Origin of the sequence: Saccharothrix texasensis (assembly GCF_003752005.1) — a bacterium.
GTDB classification, from domain to species: domain Bacteria; phylum Actinomycetota; class Actinomycetes; order Mycobacteriales; family Pseudonocardiaceae; genus Actinosynnema; species Actinosynnema texasense.
The window spans coordinates 7204133-7223673 of sequence record NZ_RJKM01000001.1 but is presented as its reverse complement, the minus strand read 5'-3'; the positions used below and the strand labels follow the sequence as shown (position 1 = coordinate 7223673).

General features: G+C 73.3%; 20 protein-coding genes. 11 read left to right on the top strand and 9 right to left on the bottom strand.

What is annotated here, in order from left to right; translation table 11 throughout:
• Positions 1 to 53 precede the first annotated feature (53 nt).
• Positions 54 to 602, bottom strand: coding sequence for a dihydrofolate reductase family protein (locus EDD40_RS32405; RefSeq protein ID WP_246037969.1), 549 nt, complete (start codon positions 600 to 602; stop codon positions 54 to 56).
• Between the two features lie 5 nt (positions 603 to 607).
• Complete coding sequence (locus EDD40_RS32400) at positions 608 to 1645, bottom strand: DNA polymerase IV (RefSeq protein ID WP_123748442.1); 1038 nt, start codon at positions 1643 to 1645, stop codon at positions 608 to 610.
• 313 nt (positions 1646 to 1958) lie between these two features.
• Here EDD40_RS32400 and EDD40_RS32395 point away from each other — a divergent pair, with 313 nt between their 5' ends.
• Complete coding sequence (locus tag EDD40_RS32395; protein WP_123746298.1) at positions 1959 to 2405, top strand: DUF309 domain-containing protein; 447 nt, start codon at positions 1959 to 1961, stop codon at positions 2403 to 2405.
• Between the two features lie 265 nt (positions 2406 to 2670).
• The gene (locus tag EDD40_RS32390) at positions 2671 to 2853 is read left to right on the top strand and encodes a hypothetical protein (RefSeq protein WP_123746297.1); all 183 of its coding nucleotides are present in this window, start codon (positions 2671 to 2673) and stop codon (positions 2851 to 2853) included.
• A gap of 80 nt (positions 2854 to 2933) precedes the next feature.
• Here the strand turns inward: EDD40_RS32390 and EDD40_RS32385 are convergent, their stop codons facing one another.
• On the bottom strand, positions 2934 to 3164 hold the full coding sequence (locus EDD40_RS32385) for a hypothetical protein (protein ID WP_123746296.1): 231 nt from the start codon (positions 3162 to 3164) through the stop codon (positions 2934 to 2936).
• Between the two features lie 114 nt (positions 3165 to 3278).
• Here EDD40_RS32385 and EDD40_RS32380 point away from each other — a divergent pair, with 114 nt between their 5' ends.
• Positions 3279 to 4031, top strand: coding sequence for an EI24 domain-containing protein (locus EDD40_RS32380; protein ID WP_123748441.1), 753 nt, complete (start codon positions 3279 to 3281; stop codon positions 4029 to 4031).
• Here the strand turns inward: EDD40_RS32380 and EDD40_RS32375 are convergent.
• The gene (locus EDD40_RS32375) at positions 4024 to 5961 is read right to left on the bottom strand and encodes a beta-propeller domain-containing protein (RefSeq protein WP_148088968.1); all 1938 of its coding nucleotides are present in this window, start codon (positions 5959 to 5961) and stop codon (positions 4024 to 4026) included. The two genes, EDD40_RS32380 and EDD40_RS32375, sit on opposite strands and share 8 nt — an antisense overlap.
• A 229-nt stretch (positions 5962 to 6190) precedes the next feature.
• Between EDD40_RS32375 and EDD40_RS32370 the strand changes: the two genes are divergently transcribed.
• The 8 genes from EDD40_RS32370 to EDD40_RS32335 all read left to right on the top strand — a co-directional run bounded on the left by EDD40_RS32370 (position 6191) and on the right by EDD40_RS32335 (position 14434).
• Complete coding sequence (locus tag EDD40_RS32370) at positions 6191 to 6565, top strand: FKBP-type peptidyl-prolyl cis-trans isomerase (protein WP_123746294.1); 375 nt, start codon at positions 6191 to 6193, stop codon at positions 6563 to 6565.
• A gap of 128 nt (positions 6566 to 6693) precedes the next feature.
• A complete protein-coding gene (locus EDD40_RS32365) occupies positions 6694 to 7257 on the top strand; it encodes a YbaB/EbfC family nucleoid-associated protein (RefSeq protein WP_123746293.1) in 564 nt (187 codons plus the stop codon).
• Between the two features lie 21 nt (positions 7258 to 7278).
• Complete coding sequence (locus EDD40_RS32360) at positions 7279 to 7581, top strand: type VII secretion target (RefSeq protein WP_123746292.1); 303 nt, start codon at positions 7279 to 7281, stop codon at positions 7579 to 7581.
• On the top strand, positions 7581 to 11507 hold the full coding sequence (locus EDD40_RS42035; RefSeq protein ID WP_170185268.1) for a hypothetical protein: 3927 nt from the start codon (positions 7581 to 7583) through the stop codon (positions 11505 to 11507). The genes EDD40_RS32360 and EDD40_RS42035 overlap by 1 nt, the downstream gene beginning before the upstream one ends.
• The gene (locus EDD40_RS32350; RefSeq protein WP_123746291.1) at positions 11504 to 11857 is read left to right on the top strand and encodes a toxin-antitoxin system YwqK family antitoxin; all 354 of its coding nucleotides are present in this window, start codon (positions 11504 to 11506) and stop codon (positions 11855 to 11857) included. The genes EDD40_RS42035 and EDD40_RS32350 overlap by 4 nt, the downstream gene beginning before the upstream one ends.
• Positions 11858 to 12069: 212 nt before the next feature.
• Entirely contained in the window at positions 12070 to 12909 is an 840-nt protein-coding gene (locus EDD40_RS32345) for a hypothetical protein (RefSeq protein WP_123746290.1), read from the top strand.
• Between the two features lie 244 nt (positions 12910 to 13153).
• Positions 13154 to 13738 (top strand): DNA-binding protein, encoded by a 585-nt coding sequence (locus EDD40_RS32340; protein ID WP_123746289.1) that lies wholly within the window; start codon positions 13154 to 13156, stop codon positions 13736 to 13738.
• Between the two features lie 39 nt (positions 13739 to 13777).
• Positions 13778 to 14434 carry an RES family NAD+ phosphorylase gene (locus EDD40_RS32335; protein ID WP_123746288.1) on the top strand — a complete coding sequence of 219 codons (657 nt, stop codon included), beginning with the start codon at positions 13778 to 13780 and terminating at the stop codon, positions 14432 to 14434.
• Here EDD40_RS32335 and EDD40_RS32330 read toward each other — a convergent pair.
• The 5 genes from EDD40_RS32330 to EDD40_RS32310 form a co-directional block, all read right to left on the bottom strand.
• Entirely contained in the window at positions 14416 to 14979 is a 564-nt protein-coding gene (locus tag EDD40_RS32330) for a GNAT family N-acetyltransferase (RefSeq protein ID WP_123746287.1), read from the bottom strand. The two genes, EDD40_RS32335 and EDD40_RS32330, sit on opposite strands and share 19 nt — an antisense overlap.
• Positions 14980 to 15012: 33 nt before the next feature.
• The gene (locus tag EDD40_RS32325) at positions 15013 to 15621 is read right to left on the bottom strand and encodes a nucleotidyl cyclase domain-containing protein (RefSeq protein WP_246037968.1); all 609 of its coding nucleotides are present in this window, start codon (positions 15619 to 15621) and stop codon (positions 15013 to 15015) included.
• A gap of 58 nt (positions 15622 to 15679) precedes the next feature.
• Positions 15680 to 16363: a Crp/Fnr family transcriptional regulator gene (locus tag EDD40_RS32320; protein WP_123746285.1), complete on the bottom strand. Its 684-nt coding sequence runs from the start codon at positions 16361 to 16363 to the stop codon at positions 15680 to 15682.
• 71 nt (positions 16364 to 16434) lie between these two features.
• A complete protein-coding gene (locus tag EDD40_RS32315; protein ID WP_123746284.1) occupies positions 16435 to 18345 on the bottom strand; it encodes a S9 family peptidase in 1911 nt (636 codons plus the stop codon).
• 53 nt (positions 18346 to 18398) lie between these two features.
• Complete coding sequence (locus EDD40_RS32310; protein WP_123746283.1) at positions 18399 to 19409, bottom strand: TerC family protein; 1011 nt, start codon at positions 19407 to 19409, stop codon at positions 18399 to 18401.
• Positions 19410 to 19541: the final 132 nt, after the last annotated feature.

The following is a 19541-nucleotide window of genomic DNA, read 5'->3' as shown; positions in this document are numbered from 1 at the left end:
GCGGCGCGCGCACGACGGCGGCCGGCACGCGGCGGCCGGGCCCCGCCCGGGGATCACCGCAGGACGCGGAACCGCAGGTGCACCACGTCGTCCGCCTCGGTCGTCCCGACCCGCTCCAGCTCGGTGGGCCGGAGCCCGTCCAGCAGCCGCGAGCCCCCGCCGAGCAGCACGGGCACCAGCTGGAGCCGGATCTCGTCGACCAGCCCGGCGCGCAGCACGTGCCGCGCCGACTCCGCGGCGGCCATGACCAGCACGTCCCGGTCCCCCGCCGCCGCACGGGCCTGCTCGACCGCGCTCCGCGGACCGTCGGTGACGAACGTGAACGCCGCCGACTTCATCGCCAACGGCGGGCGCGGCTCGTGGGTCAGCACGAAGCTCGGCACCGGGAACGGCGTGTCACCCCAGTGCGGCAGCCCCAGGTCGAACGTCCGCCTGCCCAGCACGACCGCGCCGACCGTCGCCGCGAACGGCGCGTCGCCGTCCGAGCCCTCGGCGAACATCCACTCGTGCAGCCGTTCGCCGCCCTCGCCCATCGGGTGCTCCTCGCCCACGTTCGGCCCGGCGCTGTAGCCGTCGAGCGACACGGAACCGTTCAACACCACTTTCGTCACGGTGGCCCTCCGGCGAACTCGGCCCGCACCCCCAGCAGGCGCACGGCGCGTGTGCCGTCGAATCTTGCCAGCGCCGCCACGGCCGCGTCCTCGATCCGGTCGACCTCCATCGTCGGCTCCGCCAACGACACACCCCGCGTGCGGGTGGAGAACGGCACGAACCGCACCTTCACCACCACGCGCGTCGCGGGCCGCCCTTCCGCCCGCACGTCCTCGACCACCCGCCGCGCGAGCAGCCGGACCTCCTGCCGGATCTCCTCCGGGTCGGTCAGGTCCCGCTGGAACGTCGTCTCCCGGCTGCGGGACTTGGCGACCCACGGCGTCGCGGTCACGTCGGTGTCGCCCGCGCCCAGCGCCAACCGCCGCAGGTGCGGCCCCGTCGCCGGGCCGAACCGCGCCGCCAGCGCCGCCGGCTCGGCCCGCGCCAGCCCGGCCACCGTGCCGATGCCCAGCTCCGCGAGCTTGGCCGCGGTCCGCGACCCGATGCCCCACAACGCGGTCACCGGCCGCCCGGCCATCACCTCCACCCAGTTGTCCCTGGTCAGCCGGTACACGCCGGCGGGCTTGGCGAACCCGGTGGCGAGCTTGGCGCGCAGCTTGTTGTCGCCGATGCCGACCGAGCACTCCAGCCCCGTCGCCGCCTTCACCGCACGGCGCGCCGCGTCGGCCAACGCCTCCGGGTCGTCGGTGCGCGCGCCCAGGAACGCCTCGTCCCAGCCGAGCACCTCGACCACCGCGGGCAGCTCCCGCAGCACGTCCATCACGTGCGCGGACACCTCTTCGTAGGCGGGCGGGTCGGACGGCAGGAACACCGCGTCCGGGCAGCGCTTCTTCGCCAGCCGCAACGGCATCCCCGAGTGGACGCCGAACTCCCTCGCCTCGTAGGACGCGGTCGCCACCACGGCGCGCAGCGTCGGGTCGCCCGCGCCGCCGACGACCACGGGCCTGCCGCGCAACTCGGGCCGGCGCGCCACCTCGACCGCCGCGATGAACTGGTCGAGGTCGACGTGCAGGACCCAGTCCGATCCGGGCACCACGCCAGTATCGCCGTGGGAGGCGGTGATCGTGCGACCGGAAGAACCGGCCCACCTGCGCCGGACCCGGGCCCTCAGCGTCACGGAGGTGTGGGTGGAGGTCGGCGGCACGTCGCTGGGCTCGTTCAGCTCGCGGTCGCACGCGACCGCGATGGCGGAGCTGACGGCCAAGGGGTCGCTGGGCGCGGTCACCTTCCGGGGTGCGCGACTGCGCGTTCCGCGACCCGTCGGGCAAGCACCTGAGGTTCTCCGGGTCGCTCGGGAGTCGAGCCGCGCCGTTTCGCGGCAGCGTGGTTCGTGACACGATCAAGGCGTGCCGACCAGCCCACGCGACCGCGACGACCAGGGCCGAGCCCGCAACGCGCGCCCCCGTGACGGGCTCGGCCGCCCGCTGCCCTACGGGCTGCCCGGCGTCGAGCGGCAGCCCGAAGGCGTGCCGCGCACGCCCGAGGAGTCGCTCGTCGAAGCGCAACGCCTGCTCGACCTCGGCCGGCCCTTCCACGCGCACGAGGTGCTGGAGGACGCGTGGAAGGCCGCGCCCGAGCCCGAGCGGGAGCTGTGGCGCGGCCTGGCGCAGCTGGCCGTGGGCGCGACCCACGCCGCGCGCGGCAACGCGTCCGGCGCTTCGGCGCTGCTCAGCCGGGGCGCCCGCAACATCGCGCCGTACCGCGACGACCCGCCGCACGGGGTGGACGTGGCGGGCCTGGTGGCCTGGGCGGAGTCGGGTGTGGGCGTGCCGCGGCTGACCGGCGGTTCGTGACGTGCGCGTCAGGCCTTGTCGGGGAGCGGACCGGGACTCGGTCGGCGACGGCTGAGTGCGCGGGGCGGACGACGGCGGACGCGTGGTCGGCTACGTCGTCGGCACCGCGGACACGCCGTGGCCGACCGGCTCGGCTTCCACCGGATCGACCTGCCGGACACGGGCCCGTTGACCTGCTCGGGCCTCGAAGTTGGGCCGAACGCGCGCTTGGCGGACTCCCCCCTGGGGTAACTCGTGATCACCCACTCCACCTTGGAGGTTTCCCGTGTTCGCGATCATCGCCGCGGTCATCTTCGGCCTCGCCCTCCTGCTCGACCTGGCGAACGTTTCGCTCGGCTCCGTGCTGGACGGCGGGACGCTGCTCACGGCCGGCCTGCTGTGCGTGGCGCTGCACCTGGCCGGCGTCGGCGCCGGCGCGCGGGCGTTGAGCTTCCGCCGCCGTCGCTGAGGATCACGGCCCCCGCCGGGTGCGGGGGCCGTCCCGGGTGGACGATCGGCGCGACGCGCGACGGACCGGCGGCGCCGGGTTCAGCCGCGGGCCGGTGGCACCGAGAGCAGGCACGCCACGCAGGGCATGCCCTCGGGTTCGGGCAGCAGCTCCGCCGCGTCCATGTCGAGCCGCTCACCGCACAGCGTCAGCAGCGTCGACCGCGTGCCGTCGTCGGGCAGCGGCGCCAGGTGGCAGCTCCGCTCCCACTCGCCGACGAGGTCGCCGCGCTTGCGCACGAGCAGGACGGGCTCGGTGTGGTCCAGTGCCATGGCGGAACGTCCTCTCCCCAGAGACCAGCAGTCTGGCACCGCTCCCAGGACCGCGCGAGCACCGTTTCGCGACTTCGCGGCCCGCACCGCGGATATGCTCCGCCGGTGATCAGGGTGCTGAGGGACTTCTCGACCGGTGTCGGACTGCTCGGCCAGGGTTTCTCGCTGGTGTTCCGCTCGCCGAAACTGCTGCTCATCGGGGCCGTGCCGGCGTTGCTCACGACCGTGCTGCTGATCGGCGGCGTGATCGGGCTCGCGGTGTGGATCGACGAGATCGCCACCTGGGTCACGCCGTTCGCCGACGACTGGAACGACGGCCTGCGCGCGGCCACCCGCTTCGCCGCCGGGTTCTCGATCATCGGCGCGTTCGTCGCGATCGGACTGCTGCTGTTCACCGCGATCACGCTGATCATCGGCGGACCGTTCTACGAGCACATCGCGGAGACCGTCGAGGACACCCACCTCGGCGGCGTGCCCGAGGCCGAGCAGGTGAGCTGGCTCAGGTCGGCGGCGGTCGGCGCGCGCGACGCGGTCCTGCTCGTCGGCATCGCGATCCTGTTCGCCATCCCGCTGTTCGCCGCCGGGTTCATCCCGGTCGTCGGCCAGACCGCGGTGCCGGTGGTCGCGGTGCTCGTCAACGCGTCGCTGCTGGCGATCGAGCTGACCGCCATCCCGTTCACCCGGCGCGGCCTCAAGCTCGACGTGCGCCGGCGCACGCTGCGCAAGCGGCGCGCGGTCACGCTCGGCTTCGCCGTGCCGACCTACCTGCTGTGCCTGATCCCGCTGGCCGCGCTGGTGGTGCTGCCGGCGGCGATGGCGGGCGGCACGGTCCTCGCGCACCGCCTGCTCCACGACCAGATCAGGTGAACGGCACCCACGCCTGCCGCGCCAACCCGTCGATCCGGTCGACCCCGACGCCCGCGGCCGACACCGTCCACAGGTCGTCGCCGATCACCAGCGCCCGGCGGATGCCCGGGTCGTAGGCCGACTGCTCGTGCCGGACCGTGCCCAGCGCGGAGAACGCGGCGTCGCCCAGCCGCAGCACCAGCAGCCCGCTCGACGTGGCCGCCGGCTCGCCCGCGCCCGACCCGGTCACCGGCAGCACCACCAGGTCGCGGGCAGGCCAGTGCAGGAACGCGTGCGGGTCGAACTCGACCTCCGAGCTCGCGCCGGGCAGGTGGTGGCCCGCGACCTTGGCAGGCTTCGCCGGGTCCGACACGTCGAACAGCGACACCTGAGTGCCGGTGGTCCGGCCCCGCTCCGTGGCCTCCTGGCCGACGCCGATCAGCTTCCCGTCGCCGGCGGGGTGCAGGTACGCCGAGTAGCCGGTGATCTTCAGCTCGCCCACCCGGCGCGGGTTCGCCGGGTCGGACAGGTCCAGCGTGTAGAGCGGGTCGACCTGCCGGAACGTCACCACGTACCCGACCGGCCCGGCGAACCGGACGCTGTAGATCCGCTCGCCGACGCCGAGCCCGTCGACCTTCCCGACCTGGGCGAGCGTCGCGCCGTCCCGCTTGAGCACGGTCACCGCGCTCTGCGTCACGGGGGCCTGCTCGGGGATGCCCGGCGCGTCACCGGTCGTCGTCGCGACCCGCAGGTGCCCTTGGTGCTCCGACAGCGAGTACTGGTTGAGCAGCGTGCCCATGACCCGCCCGGACGCCACGTGCTTCGGCGGACCCGGCTGCGACACGTCGAACTGGTGGATCGCCGTGGACGCGGACGTGGTCGGCGCGAACCTCGTCATCGGCCGCAGGTGGTGGTCGTCGGCCACGTACAGCGACGTGCCGGTGCCGTACACCGCGTCACCGTCGGCCATGATCGTCACCGCGTCGCCGCTGCCGAGCTCGCCCGGGAAGTCGAACGTCAGCACGGACAGCATGGACGTGGCCGAGTGCTCCTCCGGGTGGCTGACCCGGTCGCACGCCACCAGCGTGCCCTCCGAGCGCGCGCCGCCGGCGTCGGACAGCTCGTAGCGCGGCAGCCACGCCTCGATCGGCGCGGTGGCGACGAGCTCCCGGTTCGCGATCAGGGACTCCGCCTCGCCGCGGGTGTCCGTCGGGTACACCCAGGGCAGCCGCGGCCCCGAGTGCACGACCACCCGCACCACACCGCCGACCTGCCGCGCGTCCACGTACCGGCCGTCCACGGTCAGCGTGCCCAGGATCCGCGGCGCGCCGGACAGGTCGACCAACGTCACCGACGAGTCCTCCGCGTACACCTCCGCCGGGCCGTCGGCCACGATCCCCCGGCCCGCCAGGCCCTGCCCGGCGCCGATGAGCAGCGCGCGGTCCTCGTGCAGCAGCAGTTGGGTGGAGTGGCCCGCGGGCACGTCCAGCGTGCCGGTGAGCCGCCGGGTGGCGACGTCCAGCACGCGGAGCTTGCCGTCGGCCACCGTCACGACCCGCCTGCCGTCGGTCTTGACCAGGTCCGGCTCGTCCACGCCCGCTTCGTGCGCGTTGGTCTTCGAGTGCTCGGGCACGGCGGCGGAGTCGCGCTGCGCGCTGCCCGCCCGCGCGTCGACCTGGCTCTCCATCGCGACGTCGCCGTCGGCCTTGGTCAGGTAGCGGTGACCGCCCAGCCCGTACACGCCGACGTGCGGCGCGATCGCCTCCCGCAGCCCGGCCAGCGCGGTCTCGCACGTGTCGAACGCCACCAGCTCCACCGGCACGGCCTCGATCGGCGGCACGACCCGCCAGTCCTCCGCCTCGGTGGGCACGGCGGAGGCCGCGCTCACCCCCACCACCAGCGCCGCGCCGCCGAACAGCGCCGCACGCGTACCCCAGGACCATCGCCTCATGCACCCAGGACGGGACGGGTCGGGCAAAAGGTTGCGCGGCCCCGGTTCCGCCCCGGTCACGGTTCCGACCCGGCCGCGGCCGCAGGTCGCGGTCCGGGTCGCGGTCCGGGCCCGGTCGCGGCTCGGGCGTAGGCCGATCGGACGCACCGGGGTCGACATGATTGAGTAGGTCCGGACCGATTGCCCAACACCCCCGCGTCCGGGGGTGGAGCGACCACAGGAGAGTCAAATGGCCCCGAGCAAGCCCGAGGTCGAGCCGTACGAGGGCGCCGCGCCCGCCGACCTGGTGATCGAGGACATCACCGTCGGCGACGGGCCCGAGGCGGCCCCCGGTCAGCTCGTGCACGTGCACTACGTCGGTGTGTCGCACTCGACCGGCGAGCAGTTCGACGCCTCCTGGGACCGCGGCGAGGCGTTCAGCTTCCCGCTGGGCGGCGGCCGCGTCATCGCCGGCTGGGACCGCGGCGTCGCGGGCATGAAGGTCGGCGGCCGGCGCAAGCTGGTCATCCCGGCGCACCTGGGCTACGGCGACCGCGGCGCGGGCGGCGTGATCAAGCCCGGCGAGACGCTGATCTTCGTGGTGGACCTGCTCGGCGTGAACTAGTGCCGGCACGGCCCGGTTTCGCCCCCTGCTCCGTTCGGAGCATTCGACCGGGAGCGGAACCGGGCCGTTCACCGTTGCGTCATCCTGAACGCACCAACCGCGCGTCATCTTCGAGGGGGAGAGCCGCCGTGCCCGAGGACATCGGCGCGTCCGAGCGGATGCTCGGCCAGTGGCAGCAGAGCATCGAGCAGAAGGCCGAGCGCTACCAGCAGATGGCCGCCCGCGTGCAGGGCATGACCATCTCCGAGGCCTCTCGCGACGGCTCGGTGAAGCTCACCATCGGCTCGAACGGCATCCTGACCACCCTGGAGATCGCCGAGTCCGCGCGGGACAAGCGGATGGCCGAGGTGTCGGCCGAGGTGATGAGGACGCTGCAACGCGCGCAGGCGCGCATCCCGGAGCTGCTCCAGCAGGCCATGGCCGAGACCATCGGCACGCAGGACGAGACGGCCAACGTGCTGTTCAACGAGGCCAAGCGCAACTTCCCCACCCCGCCGCACGAAGAGCCCACGCCGCCGCCGGCAGGCCGTGAGATGCGCTTCGGCATCGAGGACGACGACTCGCCCGCGCGACCTTCCCAGCGTCCGGGGCCGCCGTCCGCCCCACCGCCGGCCACGCCGCCCCCGTCGCGCAGGCCACCGCGCAGGTCGGACGAGGACGACGACTTCGGCGGACAGTCCTTCCTTTCGTAGCACGCTTTCCAGGGGGATCGCATGGCCGGTTTCGAGATCGTCGCGGACACGCTCGAGGCGCACAGCAGGCAGCTGGACGACCTGGGCGCGCGGTTGCAGGGCGCGGTGGACGCGGCCAAGACCGTGAGCATGCCCACCGACGCTTACGGCATCCTCTGCCAACCGTTCCGGATGATGCTCGACCCGGTCGAGCAGTACGGGCTGGACGCGTTGCAGGGCGCGGTGGAGGCGATGGACGCCGCCGGGAAAGCGGTGAAGGACACCGTCGACCAGTACCGCGAGATGGAAGAGGCGATCCGCGACAGCTTCAAGGCCGGTGACTGATGGCGGGCGAGAACCCCCTCGTCGAGGCGCCGCCCGCGGAGTCGGGCTCGTTCTTCAACGCGGGCACCGGCGACAACGGGTGGGCGACCGGCATCTCCATCGCGGAGTCGGCGATGGACACGTTCAACGGGATCAAGGACGGCAACTGGGTCGAGGCCGGCCTGGGCATGGTCGGGCTGGCCGCGGACGCCGCCGCGATGGCCATCGACCCGTTCGGCACGCTGTTGTCCTCGGCCGCGGCGTTCCTGATGGAACACATGCAGCCGTTGAAGGAGATGCTGGACTGGCTGGCCGGGAACCCGCCGGTGATCGAGTCGTACTCGACGACGTGGAACAACGTCGCCGAGGAGCTGGGCAAGATCGCCGAGGAGTACGGCGCGGGTGTGCGGCGGGGCACCGAGGGGTGGACCGGGTCGGCGGCGGAGACCTACCGGACCAACTCCGAGGTGCACGGTGACGCGCTGACGGGCGCGGCGTCGGCGGCGGGGACCGTCGGCACGGTCGTGGGCCTGATGGGCATGGTCGTGGGGTTCGTGCGCGAGATGGTGCGCGACCTGATCGCCGACCTGGTGGGCAAGCTCATCGCGTGGGTGCTGGAAGCGGTGTTCTCGCTGGGGTTCGGGACGCCGGTGATCGTGGCGCAGGCCGTGACCGCGATCTCGAAGTGGGCCGCGAAGATCGCCAAGATCGTCCAGGACCTGCTGAACACCATCAAGAAGGTCTCGCCGATGCTCAAGCGTCTGGTCGAGGTCTTCGAGAAGATCATGAAGGTGGTCGGCAAGCTGGCCGGCAAGGTCACCGGCCTGGACGTGCTGGACCCGAGCAACATCAAGAAGGGCGGCTTCCTGCAGACCGGGCGCGCCGACATCGACGCGCCGTCCGGCAGCCCGGACACCAGCCCCTCCGGCACCAGCGGCACGGGCACCAGTGGCACCGGCACTTCGTCCACATCGGACAGCGCACCGCCGTCGAACCGGCCGGGTGACACCACTTCCACCTCCGGCAGCACCACCGCCGACGCACCCCCCACCTCCCGGCCCGGTCGCGGCGACCCGGCCGACCTGCCCCCGTCGTCCCCCCGCCCCGGCCGCGACCCGGGCGGACCGGAGCACGACCTCCCGCGCGGAGCCACGCCCGGACCGGGCAGCCCGGCTCCGGGGAACACCACCCCGGGCAACACCGCGCCACGCGGCACCTCGCCGGTCGGCGAGCACCGAGGCGGACCGGGCGGCAACTCCCCCGTCGGCGAACATCGGGGCGGACCGGGCGGCCGGCCCGCGCCCGGCGGCAACGCCCCCATCGGCGAACACCGGGGCGGACCGGACGGCCGGCCCGCGCCGGGGAGCTACAGCGGTAGCGGCGGCCCCAGCCCGAACGGCGGCGGCGGCGGCCCGAGTGGTGGCGGCCCGAGTGGTGGCGGCCCTGTTGGCGGTGGCGGTCCCAGCGGCGGCGGATCGCCCGGTGGCGGTTCGCCTAATCCGACGACCCCACCGCACCGCTTCGACCAGACGTCCGCGGCCACCGCCGCCGCCCCTGAGGCGCCGGCACGCCCGGACCAGCCCCACTCCGGTGGCCCCTCCGCCGGCAACCCGAACACCACTGCCCCGCAGTCCAACCAGCCCGGCCCCGGCAGCGCGGGCGGCGCTCCGCCCGCCGGCTCGCCGGGTGGTGGATCTCCGGGCGGCGCACCCGGTGGCGGCGCACGTCCGGGCAGCGGCGGCGGCTGGACCGGCACGCCCGGCAGCCGAGGCGACGCCCACTCCGGCATCCCGGCCGCACGCGGCCCCGAGAACCTCTCGCCCTCGTCACGCGGGCCTTCGGGCACCAACCCGTCGCACGCCGGACCGACCCACGCGGGTCCGACCCACACCAACCCCGCGCAGGCCGGCCCACCGCATCAGGGCCCACCGCACCAGAATCCACCGCACCAGAATCCACCGCACCAGAATCCACCGCACCAGGGCCCACCGCATCAAGGCTCACCGCACCAGGGCCCACCGCGCACCGGGCCCGCGAACCCCTCCGCGCCGCACTCGCCGAACGGACCGGCGCACACCAACCCGGCGCACACCAACCCGCCGCACACCACGCCGTCCCAGCACAACCCGAACAACGGGCCGCCCAACCGGGGTCCGGCGGGCGCGCCGCACCAGCGCGACGGCAGCCCGGACTTCGCCCGCCCCCGAGGCGGCGACGGCCCGGCGCCGCACGCCCCGAACCGGCCCGACGGCCCGCCGCTCCAGCGGCACCCCGACTCGTCCACGCCCGCGCCCCGCCGGGACCCGGACGCGCAGCCGCCGCGCCGCGACCAGGACGGCATCCCCTCCCAGCGCCGCGACCCGGACGCGTGGACCCCGCCCCACCGCGACCCCGACCCGCACGCGGACTCGCCCACCCCGGACAGCGCCACACCGGACAGCGCCACACCGGACGGCGACGGCCTCGACCCCACCCGGCCCGACGGCGACCAGCCGAGCATCGACGAGGCGCACGCCCGGCACGGTGAGACCACCCCCGCCGGCATCTCGCACCACCGGGGCGACGGCGACATGGGCGACCTGCCGCACCGCGTCCCACCCGACCCGCGCTACTTCACCGCCGACGTCCACGTCACCCCCGACGGCCGGGCGAGGATCGGCAACCACACCTACACCCCCGAGCAGTACGGCGACCTGTTGCGCCGCAACGGCTGGGACGGCAAGACCCCCATCCGCCTCATCGGCTGCGACGCCGGCAGCAACGACTTCGCCAACCGCCTGTCCCGCCACACCGGCGCGGACGTCCTCGCACCCACCAAACCCGCCTGGACCGACACCAACGGCCGCGTCTACACCAGCGACGCCGAGATCGGCCCCGACGGCAACCGCCGGCCCCGCGTCCCGCCCAACGGCGAGTGGAACACCCACCACCCCGACGGCACCACCGCCAGAACCGGCGACGACGGCTACGCGCCCGGCACCGACGACGCCGACAAGGCCGACCACACCGGACCCGACGACGCCCGCGACCGGGGCGCCCCGGACGAGGAGCACAAGCCGCCGACGGCCACGACTCCGCGCGACCCCACGGAGTTCCCACCGGCCGAGCCGCCGTCACCGACACCGAACGCACCGGAGTCGGGCCACCTGCCCGACCGGTCGCGCGGCGCGGTGCTGGAGCGGATCGACGTCACCGACACCACCCGGGTGACGACGAGGGACGGGCGGATCGAGACGGTCGACGGGAAGCCCGTCAAGCAGTACGTCGGCGAGCTGGCCGAGTCCCGGGCCGCCAACCACGGCGGGCGCGCGGGACGGGCGAACGGCCCGTACGTGGCGGTCGCGGTCGACCTGCGGACCGGGTTGGTCACCGAGGGCGTCAACGGCAAGACCGCCGACCTCATCGCGCCCAAGAACCTGCACCCCTTGCTGCGGGAGAACTACCGCGACATGGACGTGTGGGAGCACCCGATCATGGACGGCCCCGACCAGGTGAAGCAGGCGCCGGTCAAGAACCCGGACGGGCCGGGGCACCTCAAGGACGAGAACGGCGACGACCTGCTGCAGGACTGGGTCCTCCAAGGACAGGTGCACCCGGACCAGCCGTTGCGCCACGCCGAGGTGAAGGCGGTCAACGAACTGCTGTGGGCGCGGCAGCAGCAGCACGAGCGGGACTGGTTCGAGCAGCACGGACCGGGTTCGACACCGCCGCCGCTGCCCCGCGAGGCGTTGCAGGACATGCGCTTCGACCCGCGCAACCTCCAGGAGCAGCTGCGCAAGGACGCCGACGGCGTGAAGGTGAAGACCGGCGACGTCGGCGACCCCGGCCCGGCGTGCGGCAACTGCAGCGTCATCCTGAGGGACGTCGGCAGCTACAGCGGTAGGCTCCAGTACGCGCCGTTCGACTACCGCTCGAAGGCGAACCTGATACCTCCAGTGGCGGAATGACGATGCGCATCGACGAGTCCGAGACCTACGTGGACGACACCCAGCGGGTCATGCACGACGACGGGCCGTTCACCGGTGAGGCGGAGTACCGGGGCGAGGACGGCGAGCTGCTGGAACTCACCACGTACTACGACGGCATCCCGAACGGCCCGCAGGAGGAGTACTACCCCGGTGGCCAGGTGAAGTCGCGGGGCGAGAACCACATGGGCATGGCCGTCGGCGAGTGGCACGAGTGGCACCCCGACGGCAAGCTCGCCGCGCACCGCACGTTCTCCGCCAACGGCTGGCCGCTGCACGTCAAGGAGTGGGACGCGGACGGCGTCCTGGTCCGCGACGAGAAGCTGGGCTGAGCCCGCCGGACCGGGAGGCCGGGCCGCACCGCACGACCGGGTGACGGGGGCCTGGCCCGACCGCGTCCCGGGTCCGGTCGATCGGCCCGGTCGGCGGTGCCGGCGGGCGTCGGGGCCGACTCCCGGTCTCACCCGACCGGACCACGGGGCTGTGTCGTGGCCGTTAAGATCAGCCCGCCGTGTCCGGGGGGAGCCGAAGGGGTGTTCGACGCATGAGCCAGCCAGCCACACCGCTGACCGAGCAGGAGCAGAACCGGCTCGTCAAGCAGATCGGCCGCGCCATGCTCCCCGCCCTGCCGCCGGGGTGGCAGCGCGTGCGGGCGGAGTACCGGGCGGCCGGGCGGCACATCGAGGTGGACCTGGCGTTCGCGGGCCCCGACGGGCAGTGGCGGCCGGTGCGCCCGCCGATGGACGTGGTGCAGCTGTTCGGGCAGTTGCGGACCGGGATGTACGAGCCCGTGCGCGGCACGTGGCTGAGCGCGGTGTACGAGATCGAGGCGCCGGCCGCGTTCTCGGTCGACTTCGACGCCGAGGACGAGCCGCGCTGGCGCAACGCGCCGCCGGTGATCGGCTTCCAGGACGAGCTGCGCACGTTCCCCCGGCAGGACGAGCGGATCCCGCCGTGGCTGCGGCAGCGCGTCGGCCTGCCGCCGCTGCCCGAGCCGGAGCCGGAGCGGCCGGACGGGGAGCTGCGCACCGCGCACGTCTACGACGGCCGGGACGAGGCGGGCCGCCCGGTGGTCAACCGGCAGCTGCTCGACCCGCAGCTGGTCGACGCGCTGCTGACCTACCTGGAGGGGGCGCCGGTCGTGCTGGCCGCGCGCACCCTGGACGTGGACGAGTTCATCCCCGGCGACCAGGACGTGCCGCTGAACTTCCGCACCGACGGCGCCTGGATCTGGGCCGGCGCGGTGCCGCACTACCTGCGCAAGCACGGCCTGCCGCCCGAACCGGAGCTGGTGGCCCACATCGTGGGCCGCGGCTTCCGGCTCGACGAGGTGGACGAGGCGACCCGGGAACGCGCGGTCACGATGATCACCGGCGAAGCCTGACCGCACCGCACACCCGCGAACAGGTCGGCTCCCGCCGGCCGCGCGCACGATTCGCACCCGCAACCCCGCCCTTCGCGGACGCCCACTCGGACGTGCCGGACAGCGGCCACGGGTGAGGCAGAGGTCACCATGCCCGACCTCGGTTGTTTACGTAGAGTCGCTAGATGTGCGCACTCTGTCGACGCAGTCCGACGATCGGGTTACCTATGCGCACAAAAGCGCACGCTCGGGATACCCTGTGCGCATGAGTCCCGCGCTGGAGGCGGTGTTGGCCAAAGCAGGTCTGCAGGTCACCCCCGACGAGTTCCTGTCGCTGGTGGCCGACGCGGCGAAGAAGCTGGCGCCGCCGCACCCGGACCCCGCGAGCTACTTCCCACCCGACCAGCGCGACGCGCTGGAGGACGTCGGCCTCGACCTGAGCCCCCACCGCGTCCTCGACGACCAGGGACGCGCGCGGACCGTCGTGGCGCACGCCGTGCTGCGCGACTCGGCGCTGACCGTCGGCGAAGCCGCCCGGCAGCTGGGCGTGGACACCAGCCGCATCCGGCACCGGCTCGGCGTCGGCCGCCTGGTCGGCTGGAAGGACCGGGGCAGCTGGCGGCTGCCCGCCTGGCAGTTCGCGGGCGGCGGCGTGCTGCCGGGGCTGGAGGCCGTGCTCGCGGCCGTGCCACCGGACCAGCCCGCGCTCGTGGTCGCCGGGTTCATGACGACCGACCAGGAGGACCTGGTGGTGGACGGCACGCCGACGACGCCGCGCGAGTGGCTGCTGGCCGGCGGTGAACCCCGACGCGTCGCGGCACTGGCCGAGCAGCTGGGCACGCCCGCCTGACCGGTCGCACTCCCCTGTCGCCGAGAACCTTGGACACGCATGTCACGGCTTCCCCAGCCGCCCGCTCCCGCTGTGCTCCAGGCGACGCTGCGCCGCACCGAGGACGTCGTGGCGGTGCACCGGGCCACCCGGTTGGTGCGCATCTTCGCCGCGAAGGGGCTGCACCCGCAGCGCTGGAACAGCTTCCGCTACACCGGCCCCCTGCCGCACGCGCGGTTCGACACCCAGCCGACCGCCCCGGACGGCTCGCCCACGCACGCCCACGACCAGGGGGTGCTGTACTTCGGCCTGACCGTGCGCACGTCGGTGGCCGAGGTGTTCCAGGCGACGTCGGTGGTGGACCGGCGCACGCGCAGCCCGTTCCTGGTGGTGATGCGGCCACGCCGGACGCTGCGGCTGCTCGACCTGACCGGCCTGTGGCCGACCCGGGCGGGCGCGTCGCAGGAGATCAGCGCCGGGCCCAAGGCGATCACGCAGCAGTGGGCGCGGGCGATCCGCGCGGCCTACCCCGAGCTGGACGGGCTGTGGTACCGCTCGTCGATGGACTCCGGTGTCCCGGCCGTGTGCCTGTGGGACCCGCCGGCCGGCACGGGCCTGCCCGCCTCGCCGGACGTGCTGCTGCCGTTGGAGCACCCCGGCCTCGACCTGCCGCTGGCGCGGGTGTGCGAGGAGCTGAACTACACCCTGCTGGGCTGACCGCGCCGGCGCGGCGCCGGGAGGAACCGGGCGTACCTGACCTCGGGCAGCTCCTGACCGGCCAGCTCGTAGCGGTTGACCAGCCCGTCGTGCCGCCAGCCGTGCGACTCGTAGAACCCGCGGCTGCGGGCGTTGTCCTGGAACACCCACAGGACCGCGTACCGGAACCCCTGCTCCATGAGGTGGCGCAGCCCGGCCTCGTGCACCTCGTGCCCCGCGCCCTGCCCGTGGTAGCGCGGGTCGGCGTAGATCGCCACCAGCTCGCCGGTGTGCAGGTCGGGGTGCGCGTCCTGGGACTCGCGGACCGAGTCGACGGCGCAGTAGGCGCCGATGCGGCCGGTGCCCTCGTCGACCGCGACGAACACCCGGCTGGGTTCGGGCAGCCGCAGCACGCGCGTCCACGCCGGGAGCCTGCTCTCGGGCAGCATCCGGTCCAGCACCGGGTCGTCCACTATCCCGCGGTACGAGTGCTGCCACGCGTCCACGTTGATCCTGGCGATCTCGGGCGCGTCGTCGGGCCGTCCGGCCCGCACGGTCCACTGCATCCGGTGAGAGTGCCGCAACGACGCCGCCGTCCGCTAGCCATTGGCCCAACCCCGGCGGGGCGCGCCGGTGCACACGTACCCCGAGTACGTCTGGTTCTTCACCCGGAACCGGGTGAACCGGAAGCGGCTGGGGTCGAGCTCGTGGAACCGGGTGCGCACGACGTCGTCGTGCAGCTGCTGCGAGATCACCAGCACCAGGTCGTCGTCGGCGGTGGCCGCCAGCGCGTCGCGGACCACCTTGGCGTCCAGCAGCCGGCAGGTCACGATGGGCGCGTCGCCGACCAGCCCGAACGCGCCCGCGGTGAGCGGCCCGCAGTGCATGGCCACGCGCATCCGCAAGGGCGTGCCGGCGCGGCGGAGGTCGGCCAACGCCTCGGCGAGCTGCTCGGTGAAGTGGGCGACCACCCACGCGGCGTCGACGTCGGTGGGCAGCACGGCCAGTTCGCCGTCACCGCGCACCTGCCGGTACCACAGGTCGCGGTCCAACCCGGCCTTGCGGGCGGCCACGTCCAGCACGTCGCTCAGCCGCGCCTGGACCAGCGACTGGTCCAGCGCGTCGAGCTTGCTGTAGCCCTCGACGTCCACGGCCACCACCAGGCGGTAGACCAGGCCGCGGAGGGGCATCACCATTTCCAGCGTCACACGACGAGCATCGTCCCGGTCCGCGTCCGGAAGTAGGGCGATCACCGGGTTTCCCGTTTCACAGTTCGGCGATCTTCCGCAGCACGTCGCGGTCCACGATCGTGGTGGTGCGGTATCCCATGGTTATCACCCCGCGGTCGCGCAGCGTGCGGAACTCCCGGCGGGCGGTGTCCTCCTCCACCCCGACGAGCGAACCGATCTCGCCCTGGGTGAGGTTGAGCTTCAACGCGACGCCGTCGACGCCCTGGTGGCCGTAGGCGTCGGTGAGGTACGCCAGCACCCGGGCCAACCGCACGGACGCCGGGTAGCCGTTGAAGTCCATGCGCCGCTGCTCGCCCCACTCCAGCGTGCGCAGGATCATCTTGTCCAGGTCGAAGTGCGCGGCCGGGAACCGGGTGAGGAAGTCGGTGAACTGCGCCGCGCTGACCACCCGCGTGCGGGTGTCGACGCACGCCGTCACGGTCGCCGAGCGCGGCTTGCCGGTCAGGAACGCCATCTCGCCGACCAGGTCGCCGCCGACCTTGACGTTGAGCAGCGCGACCCGGCCGTTCTCCAGCGTCACCGTGGCCTTGACCAGGCCCTGGAGGAGCAGGATCACGTGGTCGGACCGCTCGGACTCGCGCACGAGCGCGTCGCCGCGCCGGAACACCTTGGGCACGCCGAGCCGCAGCAGCGCCTCCCGGCCGGCATCGGACACCGTCTCCAGGTACGTGCCGGTGGGCCAGCCCGATGGGATCACCATCTCGTCAGACCTCCTCCGCGAGGGACCAGTGTGCCGCTCGCGGAGGAGGTGGACCCGGGATTACGCCCGGTTCAGGCCAAGTGTCGCGACCACCAGTCCAGCACGGCGTCGAACCGCTGCGCCCGGTGGCGCGGCTTGCCCGAGCGGGTCAGCTCGTGGCCCTCGCCGGGGAACACCAGCATCTCGGCCTCGACGCCGTTGCGGCGCAGCGCGACGAACAGCCGCTGCGCCTGCTCCAGCGGGCAGCGCCAGTCGTGCTCGGAGTGCACGACCATGAACGGCACGGAGATCTTCTCGGCGTAGGTCAGCGGGCTCATCGCGCGCTGGGTCTCCAGGCTCGGCCCGCAGTAGGCGTCGGCGAAGAACCAGCCGATGTCCGAGGAGCCGGCGAAGGAGTCCCACGCGTTGACGGCGCGCTCGCTCCACGCGGCGCGGAACCGCTCGCCGTGGTGCGCGGCCAGCCAGGAGGTCATGAAGCCGCCGTAGGAGCCGCCCATCACGCCCACGCGGCCGGCGTCGAGGTCCGGGCGCTCCAGCGCGACGTCCAGCACGGCGAGGACGTCGTCCACGTCGACCGTGCCGAACCCGCCGACCACGGCCTGGCCGTGCGCCTGGCCGTACCCGGCGGAGCCGCGCGGGTTGGGCAGCACGACCGCGTAGCCGGCCGCGGCGTACACCTGGGCCTCGTCGAAGAAGCCCCAGCCGTGGTACATGAACGGGCCGCCGTGCACGGCCAGCACCACCGGGTGCGGGCCTTCGCCCTCGGGCAGCACCAGCCAGCCGTGCACCGGGTAGCCGTCCGGCGCGGCGCCGGTCAGCTCGACCGCCGGCCGCAGGGGCACGGTCGAGCCGAAGTCGGTGAGCGTGCCGCCGCCGACGAGCTGGACCTCGCCGGTGTTGTCGGAGGTGGACACCACGGCGACGACCCGGTCGCCGTCGGCGGCGAAGGACTTCACCTCGGCCCGCTCGCCCGCCAGCAGCTCCAGGTCGGCCAGCGCGGCGGCGTCGGCGTCCAGCGGCACGCGGCGCAGCTCGACCGCGCCCCGGTTGCGGACCGCCACGAGCACGCCCGCGTCGGTCACGACCGGCGCGCCGGCGGCCTTCTCGCAGTCGACGGTCTCCAGGTCGGTGAGCCGGGCGAGGTGCTCGCCGTCGAACCGCCACAGGCTCGTGTTCCGCGCGATGGCGGCCGTGCCGGGCGCGTGCTCGGGCGAGTAGAACAGCACGCCGCCGTCGGGCAGCGCGACCGGCAGCATGGCCGCGCCGGGCGTGCGCACCACCAGCTCGGGCTCGCCGCCGGCCGCGGGCACGCGGTAGACGTCGTTGTGGAAGGACTCGGCCGCGCCGAAGTCGCGTTCGGCCAGGAACAGCACGGCCTCGCCGTCGGCCGTCCAGGCCGGGTCGGCGACGGAGCACGTGCCGTCGGTCAGCTCGACCGGCTCGGCGTCGGCGTCCAGCGCGTCCACGGTGAACAGCCGCGCGTGCCGGTCGGCGGTGAAGCCGACGTCGTCGAGCCGGTAGTCCAGCCGGGTGATGTGCCGGGGCGCCTCGGCGTCCGGTGTCGGCGCGTCACCGCCCTCGACGAGCGGCGCGCCGTAGCGACCCGCCTCGGGCACCCGCGAGGTGAACGCGAGCCGCCGCGAGTCCGGCGCCCACACCGGCGCGCCGGCGCCCAGGCGCAGGTCGGTGAGCGCACGCGCCTCGCCGCCGTCGGCGGGCATCACGTGCAGCTGCGGCGCCTTGCCCTTGGCCGTGACGCGCAGGAACGCGACCCAGCGGCCGTCCGGGGAGATCCGGGGTGCCAGGTCGCGTTCCGCCCACGTCCAGCTCGTCGTCCCGCCGCCGTCCAGGGCGACGCGGTGCAGCCCGCCCCGGTAGGCGTTCGCGGCGACGTCCGGGGTGGCGACGTTCACCAGGACGAGGTCCCCACGCACCGACACGGAGCCGGGCTGGGTCAACGACTGCAAGTCATCGGGGCGCACGCTTCAGCACGTTACCCCAACGATCCTTAGCAAGGCTCACGAGATTTTGACGCTCACAGATGGTCACTGGGAGTGGGCACCGGCTTGACCGCCTCGGGGTGGCGACGCACCTTGACCAGGCTGGCGATCGTGGTGATGGCCAGCACGCCCACGATCACCGACAGCGACACCTCGATGCCGATCGTCGGCACGTGCAGCGGCTCACCGCCGTTGAGGAACGGCAGCGAGTTGGTGTGCAGCGCCTCCAGGATCAGCTTCACGCCGATGAAGCCGAGGATCACCGACAGGCCGATCGACAGGTACACCAGCTTGTTCAGCAGGCCGCCGAGCAGGAAGTACAGCTGCCGCAGACCCATCAGCGCGAACGCGTTCGCGGTGAAGACCAGGAACGGCTCCTTGGTCAGGCCGAAGATCGCCGGGATGGAGTCGAGGGCGAACAGCAGGTCCGTGGTGCCGATGGCGACGATGACGATGAACATCGGCGTGACGAACCGCTTGCCGTCGATCCGGACGAACGACTTGCCGCCCTGGTAGCCGTCGGTCACCGGGTACACCTTGCGCACGAGCCGCAGCGCGACGTTCTCCTTGAACTCCTCTTCCTCCTCGTTGTGGTCCGTCCGCGCCAGCTTGTAGCCGGTGTAGATGAGGAACACGCCGAAGAGGTAGAAGACCCAGCTGAACTGCGCGATGACCGCCGCGCCCACGGCGATGAAGATGCCGCGCATGACCAGCGCCATCAGGATGCCGATCAGCAGCACCTTGTGCTGGTGGATCGCGGGCACCTTGAAGGTGGTCATGATGATCAAGAAGATGAACAGGTTGTCGACGCTCAGCGAGTACTCGGTGATGTACCCGGCGAAGAACTCGCCCGCGTAGACACCGCCCGAGAAGAACCAGATGCCGAGGCCGAACAGGATCGCCACACCCACGTAGAAGGTGACCCACCGGGCGGCTTCGCCGATGGTGACCTCGTGCGGTTTGCGGTCGACGATGAAGAGGTCGATGGCCAACAGGACCATCAGACCGGCGATCGTGGCAAACCACAGCCACACGGGAACAGACACGACTCAACCTCCGGTGCATCGCGCGCACGCCAATGACCGGAGGTCTCCTCCGCCGATCTCAACGACCGACCGGCGGCACCGGGAACCTCACGCCAGGCTCCGTGCTGACGACACCGCCGCGAGGGAGTACTC